We start from the raw sequence: 18373 nt of genomic DNA, 5'->3' as shown, positions 1-18373 counted from the left end.
CGCTTCCGTACGCAACCCAGGAGAAAGGCCCGTACGCCGTGACCACCCCCCAAGCACCCACCTCCGGGGAATCCCCGACCGAGGATCCCCTCCCCCACTACCCCTTCAGCACCCGGGGCGACCGGCTGGCCCCCGAGCTCGCCGAGCTCCAGGGCCGCTGTCCTGTGGCGCGGGTCAGCACCAACTCCGGCGACGAGGCATGGCTGGTCACCGGCTACGAGCTGACCCAGCACGTGCTCCGCGACCGTGCCTTCGGCCGCTCCGTGCTGGCCGAGGCGACCAGCCCGGGGCAGGACGCCCCGATCATCGCGCCCGAACTCCTCGACGCCATGAACCACCTGCAGAAGGCGGGCCTGCGCGACGAGGTGCTCAAGGCCCTCGGCCGCGACCAGCCGGCGCTGCCGGCCGACTGGGTCGAAGGCGTGACCCGCGAGGGCCTGGACGCGATGGTCCGCGAAGGCGGCCCGGCCAACCTTCAGCACCACTTCGCGGAGTGGGTAGCCGCGCAGTGCATGTGCCGCCTGCTCGGCCTGCCCTTCGAGGACCACGCCTGGCTCTCCGTACGGGCCGACCTGGACCTGACCATGGTCACCCCCACCCACGAGGAACTCGCCCGCAACTGGGAGGAGATCCGCGTATACATGCACGAGCACATGACCGCCCGCAGCCCCGGCGAGCCCCGCGGCCTGGCGGACCGCCTGGCCGATCTCAACGCCTCACAAGGAGGTTTGACCGACCGTCAGCTCTCCAACATCGTGTCCGTCCTCTTCGTCAGCGGGTACGAGGACTTCGCGGGCTTCCTGGGAGTTGCGGCCTTCAACCTCCTCCAGCACCCCGAGGTCATGGACGCGGTACGCGCCCGCCCGGAAACGATGCCGAGTTGCGTCGAAGAGCTGCTGCGCTGCAGCGTCGTCCTGGGCAACGCGATCCCGCGCTTCGTCACCCAGGATGCCCGGCTCGGCTCCGCCGAGGTGAAGGAGGGCGAGATGATCCTGCTCTCCCTGGACGCGGTGAACTACGACCCGGCGGCGTTCTCCGACCCCTCGGCGTTCGACCCCACCCGTTCCCCCAACCCGCATCTCCGCTTCGGCTACGGCCGCCACCACTGCCCCGGCGCCCACCTGGTCCGCCGCCAGTCCGACGTGGCCTTCCGCACCCTCCTCGACCGCCTGCCGGCCCTGCGCCTGGCCGTACCGCCGGAGAAGGTCACCTGGCACCCCAACCGGATGGCCATCATGGCGGCGGAGATCCCTGTGACGTGGTGAGCATGCCGGTGCGATGAACGGCACCTGCTCGGCACTCCTCCAATTCGCCCTCTACGCAGGTAAGTTGGTGACACCTGCGAACAGTGTCGTGTGAGGAGTGCCGAAGTCATGGACTACGTCGCCCAGTTCCGTCGCGAGGTCGAGGCTTTCGAGGGCGCGGCCCGCGTGGCGTCGCGGGAGGTGGGTGGCGACGCGGTGGCGCTCGTGCCGTCGTGCCCGGACTGGTCGGTGGCCGACCTCGTGTTTCATCTCGGCGCTGTGCACCGCTATGTGATCCACGTGATCGGCGAGGGGCTGGTCGATCGCCCGAACGACAACGACTTCACCTTCCTGTCCCCGCCCGGGGACATGGCGGGCTGGCCCGATCCTCGGCTCGCTCCGAATCGCGGCCCGTTGCCCGCCGGGCTCCTCGACTGGTTCCACGAGGGGGCTTCCCGCCTGGCCTCGCTGTTCGCCGAACACGATCCCGTGGAGCGGGTGTGGTCCTGGTCGGACGAGCAGTCCGTGGGGTTCTGGCGGCGCATGCAGGCCATCGAAGCGGCCGTACACCGCTGGGACATCGAGCATGCCCTGGGTACGGCTCAGCCGGTGGACCGGCAGCTTGCCGCCGACGCCGTGAGCCACAACTTCGAAGTCATGGCTCCCACCCGCCGCGCCCGCCAGAACGCGCCGGCGGGGCAGGGCGAACGGCTCCGGTTCCGGCAGTCCGACGGCTTCGGCCTCTGGGTCGTACAGATGGATCCCGAGGGCGTTCTGCTGAACGAGGGCACCGGATGCTGCGACGTCGAACTGACCGCCACAGCATCGGAGTTGATGCTGTTCCTGTGGCACCGCATCCCCTCCGACAGCCTGCAGGTCCGGGGCGATGCCGCGCTCCTGGAGCGCTACTTCAAGTTGGTCCCGCCGCTTTAGGTGCAGTCAGCGGTACCGGCAGCCCTGTACGGGCGAAGGCCCCCCGAACCCGGTACTCATAGGTGGAGGTCACCAACGCCCAGGTGCCGGGCGCCAGGCTGGTCAGCAGCTCCCGCGCGCCGTCGGACGCCGAGTCGCCGGGGGCTACTGGCTGATCAGCGGCAGCACGGGGAACGCGTGGCCCTGCCAGATCAGGCGCGAGGCCTCCTCCGGGTACGCGGTGACAGCGGGCCGGGCGTCGAGGACCTGGGTTCGGCGTCGGCGGGTGTCGTACGCGGGCCAGCCGGGGTCGCCGTGGGCGGCGAACGACGTCCACGCCGTACGCATGCGGGCGGACAGGGCCTCCGCCTCCGGGGAGGGTTCCGCGCCGATCAGCAGTGCGGGCCGGCCGCGGTCCAGGTTGCCGAAGGTCAGGGGTACGTCCAGGCCGTGGCAGGCGCCGAAGGCGGCGCCCATGCCCGGTGCGGGCCAGGTCAGCTCGTAGATGTGGGCTCGGCCTCCGGCGGCGACATGGGACTCGGCGAGATGGAAGGTCGGCATGCGGAACAGCCAGTCGGAGTGGACCAGTTCGTACAGCTCGCCCGGACTCGCCGTCGGGAACGCCTCCCGGTAGCGGCGCTCGCCGTCCGGACCGGGGGCGAAGGTGCGAAGGGCGGTCGCGGCCTGCTCCTCGGTGACCTCGCCGAGCAGGCCGTCCAGCACGGTGAACAGGCGCTGCTCCTCGCGGGTGTGGCCGACGAGCAGGTCGACGTCACGGCGTGCGCCGTCGGCCAGGGCCTGCCACGGCGTGGCGGCCAGGACCTCGCCGTCGACGACGGGCGCGAAGGGGATCGGCCGGTGCGCGGGCCGGCCCCAGCGGTGCGCCCACTGGCCGATCTTCGCGGTGACCGCGTCACCGGCGGCGGAGAGCAGGTCCGGCGCGACGCCGGCCAGGTCGGCCACCGTGGGCCTCAGCCCCAGCTCGGCGGCGCAGGCGGCCGTGATGTCCGCGGCCAGCTCGGGCGAGAAGAACGCGCCCGGGGCGCTCTGCACCACGGCCCGGCGGAAGAGCCCGGCCGTACGGTCCATCGCAAGGAGCGCGGCGATCGATCCCCCGCCCGCCGACTGGCCGAAGACCGTGACCCGGCCCGGGTCCCCGCCGAAGGCCTCGATGTTGTCGCGCACCCACTCCAGCGCGGCGACCTGGTCGAGCAGCCCCCGGTTGGCCGGAGCACCCTCGATCTGCGCGAAACCCTCCAGCCCCACGCGGTAGTTGAACGTCACCACGACGACGCCGCCGTCCCGGGCGAGCCTGCCGCCGTCGTACTCCGGGAGGCCGGACATGCCGATCGTGTACGCGCCGCCGTGGAACCACACCATCACCGGCAGCCCCGCGCCCCGTCCGGGTTCGGGCGACCAGACGTTGACCGTCAGCCAGTCGTGGTCGCCCGTGTCCCGCGCCAGCGCGTCCATGCCGAAGTGGCCGCCCTGCGGGGGCGGCGGACCGTAGGAGACCGCCTCCCGCACCCCGCTCCAACCCCGTACCGGCCGCGGCGCGGCGAACCGCAACGCGCCGACCGGGGGCTCGGCGAACGGGATGCCGCGGAACACCGCCGTCCCCGTCTCCCGGCTCCCCCTCAACACCCCACCCACAGTGCGGACTTGGGGCTGTGCACCAGCTGCCTCGGACCCGGCAACAGTCATCGCGGCTTCCCCTCAGGAACGGCCAGGATTCTCGGAAACCTCAGTCATCTCAGGAAGGCGGCGAGCGCACGGCTCCCTGCTCTCCGGATAATCCGCCGTGTCCGCATCCCGCGCCAGCCGATTTCCGACGGCTCGCGGGGTCTGCGGGCAGTCGGCCGCCGAGGGGAGCGCTACCGGCCCCGCCCGGGCCGGACCGAGATCGATGCGAGGAAGTCGTCGAGCATGGCGATCTGCACGGCCTCGGTGAACCGGCCCGGATCGAAGAGGGCCTGGACGACGAGCCCGTGGGTGAACGCCACAGCCGTGGCGGCGAGTTGGTCCGGATCGGCCGACTCCGGAAGCTCCCCGGCGGCGCGCGCGGCTTCGAGGTGCGGGCTGATCGACGCACGCAGCCGGGTATAGCGATCGGCCTGTTCCGAGCCGAGCCCGTCGTCGGCGAGGGCCAGGTCCCAGGAGCTGACCCAGATCCGGTTGCGGGCGGTGTCGCCGGGAGTGAGCGGCAGGATGTCGAGGAGCATCGCCCGCAGCGCCGCGATCCCCTCGGCGGGGCGTTTGCGGCGCGGCCGCTGCGCGGTGCGGGTCTCCAGCAGGTGCAGCGCGTGCGCGACCAGGGCCCGTTTGGTCGGGAAGTAGTGCATGAGCATGCCGGTCGAGACACCCATGGACGCGGCGACGGCACGCAGGGTGAGCCCCCCGAACCCCCGGTCGGCGAGGACTTCCCACACCGCCTGGCTCACGTCTTCACGGCGTGCTTCACGGTCTCCTGGCGCTGGTGGCATGCTGCTACCTTATATACCGAACGCTTGTTACGTACCCGTGGAAACGAGGGATCCGTGTTCGCAACTCCGCTCGGCGACGACGCTCAGCTCCGCCCCCTGGAACCCTGGCAGGCGCGGGAGTTCCTGGAGCACATGGACCGCGCCCGCCCCTATGTCGACCCATGGATACCGTGGGCGACGTTCAGCACGGACCTCGCCACGGCCGAGGCCACCCTTCAGCGTTACGCGACCGCGACGGCCGAGGACTCCCGCCGGATCTACGGCATCTGGCTCGACGGCACGCTGGTCGGCGGCGTCATGTTCACGAGCTTCGACACGGCTTCGGGCGTGTGCGAGATCGGCTGCTGGCTGGAGGAGAAGGGCGCGGGCCGTGGCCTGGTGACCCGGGCGTGCCGGGTGCTGATCGACTGGGCCTTCACGGAACGGGCGATGAGCCGCGTCGAGTGGTGGGTCGCGGCCGGCAACACCCGCAGCATCGAGGCCGCGCGCCGGCTCGGGATGACCCGCGACGGCGTACTGCGCGGGCGCTACCCGTACCGGGGCACGCGGCACGACTCCGAGATCTGGGCGGTACTCGCCGAAGAGTGGCCCCCGGTGCAAGGACCCGCGCCCGGTGCCAAGGCCGAACTCGACCAGCTGATGAGCACCTTCCTCGGCGCGTTCACCAACACCGGTGGCGGCCGGCCGAACGTCGGCATCGTCCGGGAGGTCTTCATTCCGCAGGGAATGATCATCAGCAACGCCGGGGGCGAGCCGGTGATCTACGACCTCGACTCGTTCGTGGAGCCCCGCGAGAAGATCCTCAACGACGGCACGCTGACGGAGTTCTCCGAGTGGGAGGTCTCCGAACGGACCGAGATCCACGGCTCGATCGCGCACCGCTTCAGCAGATACCGCAAGTCCGGATACCTCAACGGCGAATGGTTCGAGGGCTCCGGCCACAAGACGACCCAGTTCATACGGACACCCGCCGGCTGGAAGATGAGCTCACTGTCCTGGGACGACGAGTAGGCCTCCCCTGCCGGACACTCGGGCACGTCAGAAGACGAAGTAGCTCGCCCCGAACGTCGTCGCGGACTGTCCAGGGTCGACCTCCGCCGTCACCGGCCCCTGACAGTTCGCGGCAGCGTGCACCAGAACCATCGAATTCGTGTGATTCTGCACGGAAACCGGCGACGAAGTCGCGTAACAGCCGCGCGCGGGGTTCCGATGCGGAACCCCGTTCACGACCAGGAGACCCGTCGCCGCCTGAGCGGGAACGGCGAGCACGAGTACGGCAGTTGTGGCCAGCATGCCGATCGCGGCGATGTGACGACGCATGACAATTCTCCCTCCCTCAGGGGCGCACGGCCGGGAGCCGCCCCCTCCAGAACATGCCTCACTTACCCATCTTTTCCATGACACGAGGCGCATCGCCATACCTCGATGAGCTGAGTCCGCACGGGGCTTCGTCGCCCCGGAAGGTGTGATGTCGCGCGGGCCGCCCGGGGAGATCCGTGGGCGTGATCAATCACCGATGACACGGAATCCGCCGGGCAGCCACAGCAATGAACAGGTCAAGCATTTCCCATCCAGGTCAAGATTGGCGCTCGGACGAGATTCGGCCACGTTCTCCGGAATAGTCGCCTGGGGAAACGGGTTCAAGCTGCACGTACCCCGCCCAGGTGCCGCCGCCGACCTCTCCCCGCCTCCGGAGGCCCCGTAATGTCCCAGCCGACGACCGACCAGCAGGCCGCGCCGCGCGGCACACGCGGTGTCGTCCCCGTGCTCGCCTTCGCCGGCATCACGGTCGCGGTGATGCAGACGCTGCTCGTCCCGGTCATCAAGGACCTGCCGACGCTGCTCAGCACCTCGCCCGCCAACGCCACCTGGGTCATGACCTCGACCCTGCTCGCCGGCGCCGTGGCCACCCCGATCATGGGCCGGCTCGGCGACCTGTACGGCAAGCGCCGCATGCTCCTTGCCAGCCTCGCCATCATGGTCGTCGGCTCGCTCATCGCCGGCTTCACCAGCCAGCTGCTCGTGATGATCGTCGGCCGCGCCCTGCAGGGCTTCGCCATGGGCGCGATACCGCTCGGCATCGGCCTGATGCGGGACGAGCTGCCCCGCGAGAAGCTCGGTTCGGCGATGGCTCTGATGAGCTCCTCCATAGGCGTCGGCGGCGGACTCGCCCTGCCGCTCGCGGCTCTGGTCGCCCAACACGCCGACTGGCACGCCCTGTTCTTCGGTTCGGCGGGCCTGGGCGTGGCGGCCATGCTCCTCACCCTCCTCTTCGTACCGGAAAGCAAGGTCAAGGCGGAGGGGACCTTCGACGTACTCGGCGCGATCGGCCTCTCCGCGGGCCTGGTCCTGCTGCTGCTCCCGATCACCAAGGGCAGCGACTGGGGCTGGGGGTCGACGACCACGCTCGGTCTGCTCGGCGCGGCGCTGGTCGTCCTCGTCCTGTGGGGCGTGATGGAACTGCGCGTCAAGGCGCCGCTGGTGAACCTGCGCACCACCGCACGACGCGAGGTCCTGCTCACCAACCTCGCCTCGACGATGGTCGGCGTCGCCTTCTACGCGATCTCGCTCGTGCTGCCCCAACTGCTCCAGCTGCCGAAGGCCACCGGGTACGGCCTCGGCCAGTCGATGGTCGTCGCCGGTCTCTGCGTCGCGCCGCTCGGCCTGACGATGATGCTGACCGCGCCGGCCTACGCCCGCCTCTCGGCCAAGTACGGCCCGAAGACCACCCTCATCCTCGGCATGCTGATCATCGCGATCGGGTACGGGGCGGGGCTCGGCCTGATGAACGCCGCCTGGCAGACCATCGTCATCTCCGTGGTGGTCGGCGCGGGCATCGGCCTCGCCTACTCCTCGCTCCCCGCGCTGATCATCGGCGCGGTCGACCCGTCCGAGACGGGCGCGGCCAACGGCCTCAACACCCTGATGCGCTCGATCGGTACGTCGGTGTCGAGCGCCGTCATCGGCATGGTCCTCGCGAACACCGCGCGGCCCTTCGGCCCGGTCGAGCTCCCGACCATGCACGGGTTCCGCGTCTCGTTCCTGATCGCGACGGCCGCGGTGGCCGGCGGGCTGCTGCTCGCCGTCTTCCTGCCCAAGGGCCGCCCCGCCGCGACGCCGCAGCTGCGGGCCAGCAGCGAGGAGGACGCCGTGCTGGAGCGGGCCACAGAGGTCCTTGCCGCGTTCCACGGCAGGGTCGTGGCCGCGTCCGGCGCGCCCGTGCCGCACGCCAAGGTCACGCTGATCGATCACGCCGGCCGACAGGCGGGTTCGGCCCACACCGACGAGACCGGCCGGTACGCGGTACCGGTCCCGCGGGGCGGTTCGTACGTCCTGGCCGCAACGGCCGCGGGCCACGCACCCCTGGCGTCCTCGGCCACCCATCATGGCGGCGAGGGCTCGGTGACGGTGGACCTGGCACTGCCCGTACCGGTCCGGTGAGCCGCCACCGTCATTCCCCACCCGTCCGAACCGCTCCCCGTCCCCCTCTCCACGCGCCGCCGCATGGTGAGGGGGTCGCGCAGCAGCAGAACACCACGAGTTGACGTCAGCGCCCCTCGGGACCGTCGGCCTGCCTCAGTTCGGCGATGATCTCGGTGCCCAGTGCGTAGGCCGGCACCCCCGCCGTGATCAGCGCGGTCTCGGCGACCCCGATGAGGTCGGGGATGCCTGCCCCGGCGTGGAGTGCGCCCTGGGCGTGGATCCGGGCCGGATGTGCCCGGCCGAGAGCGAGCAGCTGTCCGAAGTGGACGAGCTGCTGCACCCGGCCTCCCAGCGGGCTGTCGGTCAGCACGATGTGCCGCAGCGCCGCGATCGCCTCTTCGGTGGGCAGCCGGTCGAAGTCCTGGGCCAGGCGCAGTCGTTCCCGCACCCCGTCCGGAACGGCTCCGAGCGTGGAGCGGTAGCGGTCCCGTACGGCCTCGACTCGGCGGGTGGAGGTCTCGTCCGTCACGACGAGGCCCGCGCGATCGAGGCCCGCACGGCCTCCTGGGCCCCCGGGGGAAAGCCCACGCCCCCTCCGATCGCGACCGCCGCGATCTCCGCCTCGGCGCTCTCCTCGATCGCCACCACGAGGTGGGCGGTGGCGGCCGAATCCGGGCCGAACACCAGGAGGCCGTGATTGGCCAGCAGGACGGAAGCCGTCGTCGGACGCCGCTCCAGGACCTCGGCCATGCCCCGCACCGATACGTCCGACCCGCGCGGCCCCCAGGGAACCACCGGGACGTCCTCGGCCTGCCCGAAACGCAGCATCGGCTCGGTCCGGCACGGCAACGGCCGGTTGGCCACGGCGAAGGCGGTCGCGGAGGGCGAGTGGGTGTGGATGACCGCGCCCACGTGCGGGCGGGCCCTGTAGACGGTGCTGTGCATGGCGATGATCTCGGCGCTGACGGACTGCAGCTCGCCCTCCAGAACCTGTCCGTCGAAGCCGACGACCGCGAGTTGTTCGGGCCGCAGCCCTCGGACGAACCCCGGCGTCAGCAGCAGCCGCTCCCCGTCGAGCCGGGCGCTCAGATTGGCGTGCCCCGAGTGGGACATCACCCCCGCCGCGAAAAGACTCTCGGCAGCGTCGACCAGCTGCCGGGCCCGCTCTTTCTTCACCGTGTCTGCGTCAGTAGTAGCCATGAGCCATCTCCCAGATCTGTCGCGGCGGCCGCTGATGGTTCGCCGCTGTCCACGTGCGCACCACTCTTCAACTTGAACTAAGGTTTAAGTCAAATGCGGCCGGGACGAGGAGCGCGACATGCGGATGACGATCGGCCAACTCTCCGAAATGACCGGCGTTCCGGCCTCGGCGATCCGGTACTGGGAACGCCACGGCCTGCTGCCCACCCCCGAACGGCAGGGCGGTCAGCGGCGCTACGTACCGGAGGACGCGGAGCGGATCAAGGTGCTGCGCACGTGCCAGCAGGCCGGGCTGACCCTGGTCGAGATCGGTGAACTCCAACAGGACCAGCCGCGCCGGCAGGCGATGATGCGGGCCAAGGTCATCGAGATCGAGCAACGCATGCTCGACCTGGATCACGCCCACCAGCTCCTGACCCATGCCCTTCAGTGCAGCGAGGAGGACATCGTCACATGCCCCAAGTTCCGGGCACAGATGGCCACTTGGGAGACGACGAACCCGCAGCGGTGAACACCCGGCCTCTCATGGAGGCGTGCTTGCTCACCGCCGCATCGCTCACCACGAGTTCCTTGGCGATCGAGGTTGCGGGGGTACGCGAGTAGAGCCCCCACCCACCTCACGACTTCAGATAACGCAACACCGCGAGCACACGGCGGCTGTAGCCGGCCGCCTGCGGCAGCTCCAACTTGTCGAAGATCGCGTTGCTGTGCTTTTCGACGGCACTCTGCGACACATGAAGCCGATCGGCGATCGAGGCGTTGGTGTGGCCCTGTGCCATATGGGCGAGGACGGCGCGCTCGCGGGCGGTGAGGCGTTCCAACGAGTCGAAGTGACTTGTACGGGCGAGGAGTTGGCGTACCACCTCGGGGTCGAACGCCGCGCCTCCCGACCGTACGCGCTCCAACGCGTCCAGGAACTCCTCCACCCGCGCCACCCGGTCCTTGAGCAGGTAGCCGACGCCCTGGGTGTCCGTGGACAGCAGTTCCGTGGCGTAAGGGCTCGCAGAGAATCAACGTGTTGCTTCCCGCGTTGAGGATCGTTGTTGTGGTATGAGCATCCCGGAAGAGGCGCGTGATCAACTGGCCGTGAAGTTCGGGGTGTTGTTCCCGCACCTGGACGAGCGCCAGCGGCGACTGCTGATGGGGGCGGAAGCCCGGATTCTGGGGCATGGCGGCATCCGTGCGGTTGCGCGAGCGGCTGAGGTGAGTGAAGCGACGGTCCGTAAGGGGGCGGACGAGCTGGACGCGGGCGAGGGGCCGCTGGGGCGGGTGCGTCGGCCGGGCGGCGGGCGCAAGAAGGCCGCCGAGGTGGACCCAGGGCTGCGGCCGGCCCTACTGGCGCTGGTTGAGCCGGACATACGAGGGGATCCGATGTCGCCGCTGCGCTGGACGACCAAGTCGACCAGGAAGCTCGCCGGCGAACTCACCCGCCAGGGGCACCGGGTCAGCGCGGACACGGTCGGGGACCTGCTGCGGGAGGAGGGCTTCAGCTTGCAGGCCAACGCGAAGACCGTCGAGGGCACACAGCACCCGGACCGTGACGCCCAGTTCCGCTATATCAACGACCAGGCCAAGGGCCACATCGGTGCCGGGGATCCGGTGATCAGCGTGGACACGAAGAAGAAGGAGCTGGTCGGCGACTACAAGAACGCGGGACGGCAGTGGCGCCCGACGGGTGAGCCGGTGCTGGTCAAGACGCACGACTTCCTGGACCGACAGGGGCCGGGCAAGGCAATCCCGTACGGGATCTACGACGTTGCGGCGAACACCGGCTGGGTCAGCGTCGGCACCGATCACGACACTGCGGCGTTCGCCGTCGCCTCCATCCGCCGCTGGTGGCAGGCCCGCGGTCAGGCCGACTACCCGCAAGCCACCCGGCTGCTGATCACCGCCGACGCGGGCGGCTCCAACGGATACCGCACCCGCGCCTGGAAGAGTGAACTCGCTGCTCTGGCTGCTGAGATGGGCCTGGACATTACCGTCTGTCACCTGCCGCCGGGGACGTCGAAGTGGAACAAAGTGGAGCACCGGTTGTTCTCCCACATCTCCATGAACTGGCGTGGCAGGCCGCTGACCAGCCACGAAGTCATCGTGAACAGCATCGCGGCAACCACTACCCGCACTGGGCTGACAGTCGAGGCCGAACTCGACACCCGCACCTACGACACCGGGCTGAAGGTCACCGACGCCGAGATCGACGCCCTGGCGATGAGCCGGCACCGTTTCCATGGCGACTGGAACTACACCCTGCACACCGACAACGCCGTCCGGAGCACGCGCACGAGCCGCGGCCAGGCACACACCGTCCTGGTCCAGCCGGTGAGCCGCCTCGACGCCGTCTGCCTCCAGGCCCCCGAGCTGACGGGCCTGACGGTCACGCAGCTCGAAAGCCTGGTCCGCGAGCTGACCCCCGCGCTGGATGAACAGCGCGAACACTCCCGACACAAACACCGCGGTGGTGCCCGCCTCCGTGCCCGGGGAGCCGGCCGCAAGGACAGCCTCCCGCCAGCCGAACGAATCCTGGCCACGGTCCTCTACCTGCGGAAGATCGGAACCCAAGAGCTTCTCGGCCAGCTGTTCAAGGTGGGCAGAACCACCATCACCCACGCGGTCCGCGAAGCCGGCCCGCTCCTCCAGCGGCACGGCCACCACATCCCCGCTTCAACGGCCCGCTTCCGCACTCCCTCGGACGTCATGGCCTTCCTCGCCGCCGACAGCGTCCAGGCAAAGATCAAACCCGCACGTTGATTCTCTGCGAGCCCTAACGCTTCTCGACGTACTGCGACAGGACCAGGACCCCCACCCCTGGATGGTCGTGCCTGATGGTCAGCGCGGCTCGCAGGCCCTCGTCGGTGTGGGTCGGCGGCATCCGTACGTCGACCACGACGACGTCCGGCGGCGCGGCGGACACCGCCGCAAGGAGTGCGGACGCGTCCCCGGTGGCCACCACGTCGTGGCCCTCCTCCGTGAGGAGCCGGACCAGTCCTTCGCGCAGCAAGGTGGAGTCCTCCGCGAGTGTCACGCGCACGGCAGCTCCGCCTCCACGAGGGTCGGGCCGCCGGGCGGGCTCAGCACCGTGAAACGACCGTCGAGCGCGGCTGCCCGACGGGCAAGCCCGGCAAGCCCGCCGCCGCTGGCATCGGCGCCGCCCACTCCGTCGTCGGTGATGCGCACGCTGAGCACCGGGCCGGATTGCGCCTCCACGACTGCCACTTGGACGTCTATGCGGGTGGCCCCGGCATACTTGGCGGCGTTGGTGACGGCCTCACGGACCGTGAAGTAGGCGGCGGTCTCGATCCGGGGTGCCGGGCGTGCGGCGAGGGCACACCGGATCCGCATTCGGCCCTGTCGATCTCGTGCGCCTTGACGAGAGGGATTCTCTCCGCGATCCGCCGGGTACGGTCGCGGCCCATCGCGGCGCCGACGAAGTAGACCACCAGGGAGCCGACCACCGACCCGATGGTGGTCCACACGATGACGGCCAACAAACTCATCCGGCCCTGCCCCGCCGTGAACCCCGCCACCGGGAGGATCACTTCGCTCGGAACGAAGGGGAACACCGTGTCCACGGCGTTGGTCAGGCCGGCGCCCGGCGCCCCCAGGGACTCCATGATGTGAACGGCCCATCCGGCGATCCCACCGGCCGGCTCCGCTCCACTGCTCGCTGCAATCATGGCCGCAACGCTAGGAGTCGGGGCCGTCGGGGACCATGCGGTCAGCCGTCGAACCGTACTGCGGAAAACCGCACCTCACACGTCCCACCCCCTTGTCCGCCCGCGACAGCTCGAAGAGCCTTCTCGGCAGCAAGGACGTCGCCACGCGGCTGCCGACGGTCCCGGGGCGGACCGCCGGCGGGTGAGCCCCAGGACCCCTGTCCGGCGCTGCGGACGGGACTTCTCGGTGGTGGTCGGTCAGGACAGGATCTCGATGTACCCGTCGGTTCCGTGCACGCGGATCCGCTGTCCGTCCCGGATGCGCCGGGTGGCCTGCTCCACTCCCACGACGGCCGGCAGACCGTACTCCCGGGCGATCACCGCGCCATGGGTCATCAGTCCGCCCACCTCCGTCACCAGGCCCGCGACCGCGACGAACAGCGGCGACCAGCTGGGGTCGGTGAAGGTCGTGACCAGGATGTCGCCCGCTTGGAGATCGGCGTCCGCGATGTCAAGGATGACGCGGGCCCTTCCCTCGATGGTCCCGGCGGAGACCGGAAGACCGATCAGCGCGCCGGCCGGCACGTCGTCGCGCCGGTACGCCCCGGTGACGGCCTCGCCGTCCGAGGTGAGCACCCGGGGCGGTGTGAGCGCCTGGTACGACCGGAACGCGTCCCTGCGCTGCTGGATGAGCCGGTTGTCCACCCGCTGCGAGCGCACGACGTCGTGCAGTTCCTGGAACGTGAGGTAGAAGACGTCCTCCTTCGCCTGCAGTACACCGGCGTGCGCGAGGCGCTCGGCCTCCGCCATCAGGGCCTGCTTGTAGACGAAGTAGCGGCTGACGATGTCGTACTTCGGGTACTCCCGGTATCCGACGAAGGCTCTGACCTGGTCGATCATCCGCTTCGTCTCGTCCGCCTTCCGGTCCCCGTCCGGCAGGTCCCCAAGACGTGACAGCACGTCCTGTTCCTTTTCCCGCGCCTTCTGCCGCCCTTGCTCGAAGCGCCGCCCGGCGGCGCCCGGTTCGAAGTTCCTGACGTTGTCGAGGATCACGGGCACGAGCGAGGTGGGCCGCTCGCGCCAACGTGGCCGCGAAATGTCGATCTCGCCGACGCAGCGCATGCCGTACCGGTCGAGGTAGGCCTCCATGGCGTCACGCGCTTCGGTCCCGCCCGCGAGCTTCGCCAGCTCGTCCAGGAAGCCCTCGTCCTCGGCGCCTTCCAGGAACGCCACCACCTCCGGATGCGGGCGGATCACGTCCGCGACATCGAGCAGCGCCAGTCCCATCTCCGACGTGATGTTGTCGGGGGCGGACAGCGTCAGCGTGTCAGCCGCGTTCTTCTCGCCCAGCCATTCCTGCAGCTTGTCGTTGAGCCACCACGTGGCCTCCATCCCCGCCATGATCGCCTGAAAGTTCAGCGGATCACTGAGGATCCGCCTGTGCTCCTCGAAGGCTTCGGGGAGGAAGTCGAACAGCGCCGGTCCCGTCTTCGTCCGGATGTCGCGCTCCAGGGCGGCGATGGACTCCTGGCTGCGTTCGATCAGCTGGGTGACGATGGCCGGATCGGGTTCGACCGGGGCGGACGCGCCGCCTGCCGGCGGCCCCCCAGGAGCCGCGTCGGGGAGCGAGGGGACGAAATCGTCGCGGTCGAGTACGGTCTCCAGCGCGTCCCTGACCAGCGGATCTCCCCTCCCCATGAGGTCGAGTAGGCCGGCCCGGCTCGCGGGCGAGGCCAGTCGCCGGGTGACGTCGACGAACAGCCTGCCGCCGGCCTCGTGCATCGTCACCATGGCCGTCAGCTGCCACATGGAGAGCCCCAGCGGCTTCATGGCGTCGGTCATCATCTGCTGATGGCCGACGGAGACGTAGACGTGGTTCTCCTGGTCGTCGGCCTCGGGGACGGGGAACAGCGTCGTGATCGGCCGGCTCTGAACGATCTGGAAGTCGTCGTCGACCAGGCACCACTCGATGTCCTGCGGCCGGCCGAAGTGCGCTTCGATCCGCCGCCCGAGCTGCACGAGCCGCACCGCCTGAGCATCCGTCAGGGCCGGCTGCTCCTGCCGCTGTGAGTCGATCGCCACCTCCCGCGTACCACCGGTCGGCAGTGCCTGAACGGCACGCTGCTTGGCGGCGATCGCCTTGGCGACGACTTCGCCGTGTCGCACCTTGAAGACGTCCGGGTTCACCAGGCCGGACACCAGGGCCTCGCCGAGGCCGAAGCCGGCGTCCACGGTGGCGACCGTCCGGTTGCCCGTGACGGGGTCGGCGGTGAACAGGATTCCGGCCGCATGCGAGAAGGCCATCTGCTGCACGACCACGGCCATGTCGACCGCACGGTGGTCGATGCCGCCGCGCTGACGGTAGGTCACGGCCCGCTCGGTGAAGAGCGAGGCCCAGCACCGGCTGACGTGCTGGAGGATCGCCTTCGGCCCCACGATGTTCAGGTACGTGTCCTGCTGGCCGGCGAAGGAGGCCGTCGGCAGGTCCTCGGCCGTCGCGCTGGATCGGACGGCGTAGGCGGCTTGCTCGCCGTGCCGGGTGAGCGCGCCGGTGATCGCCGCCGCGAGATCGGCCGGGATCGCGACCCCTTCGATGGTCCGGCGGATCTGTGCGCTGAGCGTGCGGATCGCCTCCCGGTCGTCCCCCTCGCCATCCACGCGAGTCAGGCGCGACAGCTGATCGAGCAGATCGTCGATCGACGGCGCTTGCGCCATGATCCGCCGGAAGGCGTCCGTCGTCACGCAGAAGCCGTCCGGCACGCGGATGCCTTCGATCCGCGAAAGACCGCCCAGGTGCGCCCCCTTGCCGCCGACGACCGCGACCTGCGTCTCGTCGACCTCGTGAAGATCCAGCACGTACTGCTCCGTCATGGCGATACCTCCGAGGCGCCCGTGTTCCATTTCCCTGCGCCGGCCGATCGCATCGCCGGTGTCTCCCACTCTGCCGAACCTCTTGTCGAGCACGTCCTCATCCCTGCTTGCCTTCCCTCTGACGAGTCGTGATTCTGCGTCATGACCCGGGCCTTGCGGCAAGCCCCCCAACGCGCTATATGTTGAGAGTGGCAAGGAGAGAGCACTCTCCTTGCCTTTGTTTTTGCCGTCCAAGGACGGACAGGCTTGTCGCGAAGCGGTGGCGGGCCGCGCCGCCGTCCCCCGGGGGTTGCCCTGCGGCGAGCGCCTCTTCGTCCGGCTCCACCCGCTCTCCACCCAACGGTGCAGACGTCCCTCCGAATGTCCACCGAGGGCTCCAAGACGCCTACGGCTGAGGAAAGTTAACGTCGGTTGCGATCGAGAGAAAAGCATTCTCGCAATTCATGGAATGCACTCCGCGCCCTCTCCTGAAGGCATCGCCGAAGCAATTCATGCATGCGTGCCCGAATCCGGGAATGCGCTCGAACCGTTTCCCCTGCTCGGCCAAGTGGAGTCGACATGCAACCGACCTCGTCCGATCCCGCCACCCGGTCCACCGCCACACCGCCCCGCAAGCGGCTCGACCCGGCCATGCGGGCGATGGCCTTCACCCTCTTCTACGACGTCGGCCTCTCGGTGATCACCTACTTCACCGCCGGGCTGTTCGGTGCGAGCAACTACCTCGCCCTGCTGCTGGCCACCGTCGTCGCCGGGGTGCGCACACTCTGGGTGGCCCTGCGCCACCGCAGGCTCGACCCGTTCGCGCTGTTCTTACTCACCCTGTTCGGCGTGGGGCTCGCACTCAGCTTCACCACCGGTGACGCCCGGTTCGTCCTCGCCAAGGACGCGGCAGGGTCCTTCACGGCGGGGCTCGTCCTCGTCGGCAGCTGTGTCATCGGGCGTCCGCTCGCCTACTACGCGGCGCTGCGCTTCGCCCGCTCGGCCGGTTCCGCGCAGCACGACGAGTTCCGGAGCACGGCGGACACCACCGCCATGCGGGCCCGCTGGTTCCGTGTCTCCCTGGTCTGGGGAATCTCGCTCATCGCCGACGCCGGGCTCCGGATCGCGGCCGTGTATCTGCTGCCGATCGGACCCGCGGCCGATGTCTCGCAGTTCCTCATGCTCGCGGTCTACGGCCCGCTGGCCCTGTGGACCGTCCACTCGGCGAGGAAGACCCAGGCTGCCGCCCGGGACAGGACGCGGTAGTGAGCCCCGGCCCACCGCCGAACCGAACGCGGGGTCCCCCTCAGCGGGTCCGCGAAGCAGCGCCGGCCGGTCGATAGGCTCGCCCCATGCCCGACGCACTGTCTCACCCCGAGCCGTTCATCCCGCGGACCTCCCCAGCCGCGCTCGCGGACCTCCGAGCGCGGCTGCGTGCGACGCGCTGGCCGGATGCACCCGAGGATGCCGGGTGGACGCTCGGGACCGATCTCGGCTATCTGCGCGAGCTCGTCGCGTACTGGGCGGACGGGTTCGACTGGCCGGCCCAGGAGGCCGCGCTCGCCCGGCTCCCGCACTTCCGCGTGCCGCTCGGCGGGCTCGGGGTCCACTTCGTGCATGCCCGGGCCGTCGCGCCGACCGGGCCCGTGCTGCCGCTGGTCCTCAGCCACGGCTGGCCGGACTCGTACTGGCGCTACTCGAAGGTCGTCCCGCTCCTCACCGACCCCGGTGCGCACGGAGGTGATCCGGCCGACGCGTTCGACGTGGTCGTGCCGGACATGCCGGGCTTCGGACACTCCGACCGTCCCACCGGCCCGCCCCTGGACACCATCGCCGTCGCCGGACTGTGGGCCAAGCTCATGAGCGTCCTGGGCTACGAACGGTTCGGCGCGGCGGGCGGGGACATGGGCAGTCACGTCAGCCGCTACCTCGCTCTCGACCACCCCGACCGGGTCGTGGCCGTCCACCGCACCGACGCGGGCCTGCCCGTCTTCCACGGCGACCCGGCAGAACTCGCGCCACAGGAGCGCGCCTGGCTGGAGGAAGCCGTGGCCTGGGGCGGAACCGAGGGCGCGTACGCCGCCATGCACCGTACGAAGCCGCAGACCGCCGCCTTCGGACTCACCGACTCGCCGGCCGGGCTCGCCGCGTGGATCGTCGAGAAACTCCGGGGGTGGAGCGACTGCGGCGGCGACGTCGAGCGGAGCTTCACGAAGGACGAGATCCTCACGAACGTCACGCTCTACTGGCTCACGGAGACCATCGGCTCGTCGATGCGCACGTACCACGCGAACGCCGCGATCCCACCCGCCCAGCATGCCCGCCGGGTCGAAGTGCCGTCCGGCTTCTCGCTGTTCCGCGGCGACGTCGTCCGCCCGCCGCGGGCGTGGCTCGAACGTACGGCGAACGTGGCGTACGTGACCGAGCCGGCCCGGGGCGGGCACTTCGCCCCGTTCGAGGAGCCCGAGCTGTACGCCGAGGAACTGCGCGCCTTCTTCCGGCCGTACCGGGAAGCGGCACTGGGCTGAGGGACCTTCCAGGCCCGCCGGAGAGGCAAGGCACCACGCGCTCGCCCTCGGCACTGCGGGCCCAGCGGCTCCGTGCGCCC

Annotated in this window: 15 protein-coding genes and 2 pseudogenes; 8 read left to right on the top strand and 9 right to left on the bottom strand. The window is 70.1% G+C overall.

Annotated features, from left to right (window positions below; all coding sequences use genetic code 11):
• The first annotated feature begins 38 nt into the window (after positions 1-38).
• Both ACSHXC_RS37055 and ACSHXC_RS37050 read left to right on the top strand, forming a co-directional pair.
• Complete coding sequence (locus ACSHXC_RS37055) at positions 39-1265, top strand: cytochrome P450 (protein ID WP_438295718.1); 1227 nt, start codon at positions 39-41, stop codon at positions 1263-1265.
• 108 nt (positions 1266-1373) lie between these two features.
• A complete protein-coding gene (locus ACSHXC_RS37050; protein ID WP_438295717.1) occupies positions 1374-2177 on the top strand; it encodes a maleylpyruvate isomerase family mycothiol-dependent enzyme in 804 nt (267 codons plus the stop codon).
• Between the two features lie 144 nt (positions 2178-2321).
• Here ACSHXC_RS37050 and ACSHXC_RS37045 read toward each other — a convergent pair whose 3' ends face one another.
• Positions 2322-3860: a carboxylesterase/lipase family protein gene (locus ACSHXC_RS37045; RefSeq protein ID WP_438295716.1), complete on the bottom strand. Its 1539-nt coding sequence runs from the start codon at positions 3858-3860 to the stop codon at positions 2322-2324.
• A 170-nt stretch (positions 3861-4030) separates the two neighbouring features.
• Positions 4031-4639 (bottom strand): TetR/AcrR family transcriptional regulator, encoded by a 609-nt coding sequence (locus ACSHXC_RS37040; protein ID WP_438295715.1) that lies wholly within the window; start codon positions 4637-4639, stop codon positions 4031-4033.
• Between the two features lie 54 nt (positions 4640-4693).
• Here ACSHXC_RS37040 and ACSHXC_RS37035 point away from each other — a divergent pair, with 54 nt between their 5' ends.
• The gene (locus ACSHXC_RS37035; protein WP_438295714.1) at positions 4694-5650 is read left to right on the top strand and encodes a GNAT family N-acetyltransferase; all 957 of its coding nucleotides are present in this window, start codon (positions 4694-4696) and stop codon (positions 5648-5650) included.
• 27 nt (positions 5651-5677) lie between these two features.
• Here the strand turns inward: ACSHXC_RS37035 and ACSHXC_RS37030 are convergent, their stop codons facing one another.
• Positions 5678-5959, bottom strand: a complete 282-nt coding sequence (locus ACSHXC_RS37030) for a hypothetical protein (protein ID WP_438295713.1) — start codon at positions 5957-5959, stop codon at positions 5678-5680.
• A gap of 384 nt (positions 5960-6343) precedes the next feature.
• Between ACSHXC_RS37030 and ACSHXC_RS37025 the strand changes: the two genes are divergently transcribed.
• Positions 6344-8080 carry an MFS transporter gene (locus ACSHXC_RS37025; RefSeq protein WP_438295712.1) on the top strand — a complete coding sequence of 579 codons (1737 nt, stop codon included), beginning with the start codon at positions 6344-6346 and terminating at the stop codon, positions 8078-8080.
• 106 nt (positions 8081-8186) lie between these two features.
• Here ACSHXC_RS37025 and ACSHXC_RS37020 read toward each other — a convergent pair whose 3' ends face one another.
• Together ACSHXC_RS37020 and ACSHXC_RS37015 are read right to left on the bottom strand one after the other, a co-directional pair.
• Positions 8187-8591, bottom strand: coding sequence for a carboxymuconolactone decarboxylase family protein (locus tag ACSHXC_RS37020; protein WP_438295711.1), 405 nt, complete (start codon positions 8589-8591; stop codon positions 8187-8189).
• Entirely contained in the window at positions 8588-9262 is a 675-nt protein-coding gene (locus ACSHXC_RS37015) for a class II aldolase/adducin family protein (RefSeq protein ID WP_438295710.1), read from the bottom strand. The genes ACSHXC_RS37020 and ACSHXC_RS37015 overlap by 4 nt, the downstream gene beginning before the upstream one ends.
• A 118-nt stretch (positions 9263-9380) precedes the next feature.
• On the opposite strand from ACSHXC_RS37015, the gene ACSHXC_RS37010 reads away from it, so the two are divergent.
• The gene (locus ACSHXC_RS37010) at positions 9381-9773 is read left to right on the top strand and encodes a MerR family transcriptional regulator (protein ID WP_438295709.1); all 393 of its coding nucleotides are present in this window, start codon (positions 9381-9383) and stop codon (positions 9771-9773) included.
• Positions 9774-9879: 106 nt separating this feature from the next.
• Here ACSHXC_RS37010 and ACSHXC_RS37005 read toward each other — a convergent pair.
• Positions 9880-10257, bottom strand: a pseudogene (locus tag ACSHXC_RS37005) (response regulator transcription factor); the annotation flags it as partial.
• A gap of 55 nt (positions 10258-10312) precedes the next feature.
• Here ACSHXC_RS37005 and ACSHXC_RS37000 point away from each other — a divergent pair.
• Positions 10313-12010, top strand: a complete 1698-nt coding sequence (locus ACSHXC_RS37000; RefSeq protein WP_438295708.1) for an ISAzo13 family transposase — start codon at positions 10313-10315, stop codon at positions 12008-12010.
• Between the two features lie 16 nt (positions 12011-12026).
• Here ACSHXC_RS37000 and ACSHXC_RS36995 read toward each other — a convergent pair.
• From ACSHXC_RS36995 to rph, 3 genes and pseudogenes are all read right to left on the bottom strand, one after another.
• Positions 12027-12290, bottom strand: a pseudogene (locus ACSHXC_RS36995) (response regulator); the annotation flags it as partial.
• Positions 12281-12601 carry an ATP-binding protein gene (locus ACSHXC_RS36990; RefSeq protein ID WP_438295707.1) on the bottom strand — a complete coding sequence of 107 codons (321 nt, stop codon included), beginning with the start codon at positions 12599-12601 and terminating at the stop codon, positions 12281-12283. The pseudogene ACSHXC_RS36995 and the gene ACSHXC_RS36990, both read right to left, overlap by 10 nt.
• A gap of 572 nt (positions 12602-13173) precedes the next feature.
• Complete coding sequence (rph, locus tag ACSHXC_RS36985; RefSeq protein ID WP_438297052.1) at positions 13174-15786, bottom strand: rifamycin-inactivating phosphotransferase; 2613 nt, start codon at positions 15784-15786, stop codon at positions 13174-13176.
• 558 nt (positions 15787-16344) lie between these two features.
• On the opposite strand from rph, the gene ACSHXC_RS36980 reads away from it, so the two are divergent.
• Together ACSHXC_RS36980 and ACSHXC_RS36975 are read left to right on the top strand one after the other, a co-directional pair.
• Positions 16345-17031, top strand: a complete 687-nt coding sequence (locus ACSHXC_RS36980) for a VC0807 family protein (RefSeq protein WP_438295706.1) — start codon at positions 16345-16347, stop codon at positions 17029-17031.
• Between the two features lie 86 nt (positions 17032-17117).
• A complete protein-coding gene (locus tag ACSHXC_RS36975) occupies positions 17118-18293 on the top strand; it encodes an epoxide hydrolase family protein (RefSeq protein WP_438295705.1) in 1176 nt (391 codons plus the stop codon).
• Positions 18294-18373 lie beyond the last annotated feature (80 nt).

Source organism: Streptomyces sp. HUAS TT7, assembly GCF_051550175.1.
Lineage (GTDB): Bacteria > Actinomycetota > Actinomycetes > Streptomycetales > Streptomycetaceae > Streptomyces.
The sequence above is the reverse complement of the archived record's forward strand: the minus strand, read 5'-3'. Positions and strand labels throughout refer to the sequence as shown.

Bases quoted from the DNA above. Each gene is read 5' to 3' on its own strand.
- ACSHXC_RS37050 (WP_438295717.1), top strand. From the start codon at position 1,374: ATGGACTACGTCGCCCAGTTCCGTCGCGAGGTCGAGGCTTTCGAGGGC.
- ACSHXC_RS37045 (WP_438295716.1), bottom strand. From the start codon at position 3,860: ATGACTGTTGCCGGGTCCGAGGCAGCTGGTGCACAGCCCCAAGTCCGC.
- ACSHXC_RS37040 (WP_438295715.1), bottom strand. From the start codon at position 4,639: ATGCCACCAGCGCCAGGAGACCGTGAAGCACGCCGTGAAGACGTGAGC.
- ACSHXC_RS37030 (WP_438295713.1), bottom strand. From the start codon at position 5,959: ATGCGTCGTCACATCGCCGCGATCGGCATGCTGGCCACAACTGCCGTA.
- ACSHXC_RS37025 (WP_438295712.1), top strand. From the start codon at position 6,344: ATGTCCCAGCCGACGACCGACCAGCAGGCCGCGCCGCGCGGCACACGC.
- ACSHXC_RS37015 (WP_438295710.1), bottom strand. From the start codon at position 9,262: ATGGCTACTACTGACGCAGACACGGTGAAGAAAGAGCGGGCCCGGCAG.
- ACSHXC_RS37010 (WP_438295709.1), top strand. From the start codon at position 9,381: ATGCGGATGACGATCGGCCAACTCTCCGAAATGACCGGCGTTCCGGCC.
- ACSHXC_RS37000 (WP_438295708.1), top strand. From the start codon at position 10,313: ATGAGCATCCCGGAAGAGGCGCGTGATCAACTGGCCGTGAAGTTCGGG.
- ACSHXC_RS36990 (WP_438295707.1), bottom strand. From the start codon at position 12,601: ATGCGGATCCGGTGTGCCCTCGCCGCACGCCCGGCACCCCGGATCGAG.
- rph (WP_438297052.1), bottom strand. From the start codon at position 15,786: ATGACGGAGCAGTACGTGCTGGATCTTCACGAGGTCGACGAGACGCAG.
- ACSHXC_RS36980 (WP_438295706.1), top strand. From the start codon at position 16,345: ATGCAACCGACCTCGTCCGATCCCGCCACCCGGTCCACCGCCACACCG.
- ACSHXC_RS36975 (WP_438295705.1), top strand. From the start codon at position 17,118: ATGCCCGACGCACTGTCTCACCCCGAGCCGTTCATCCCGCGGACCTCC.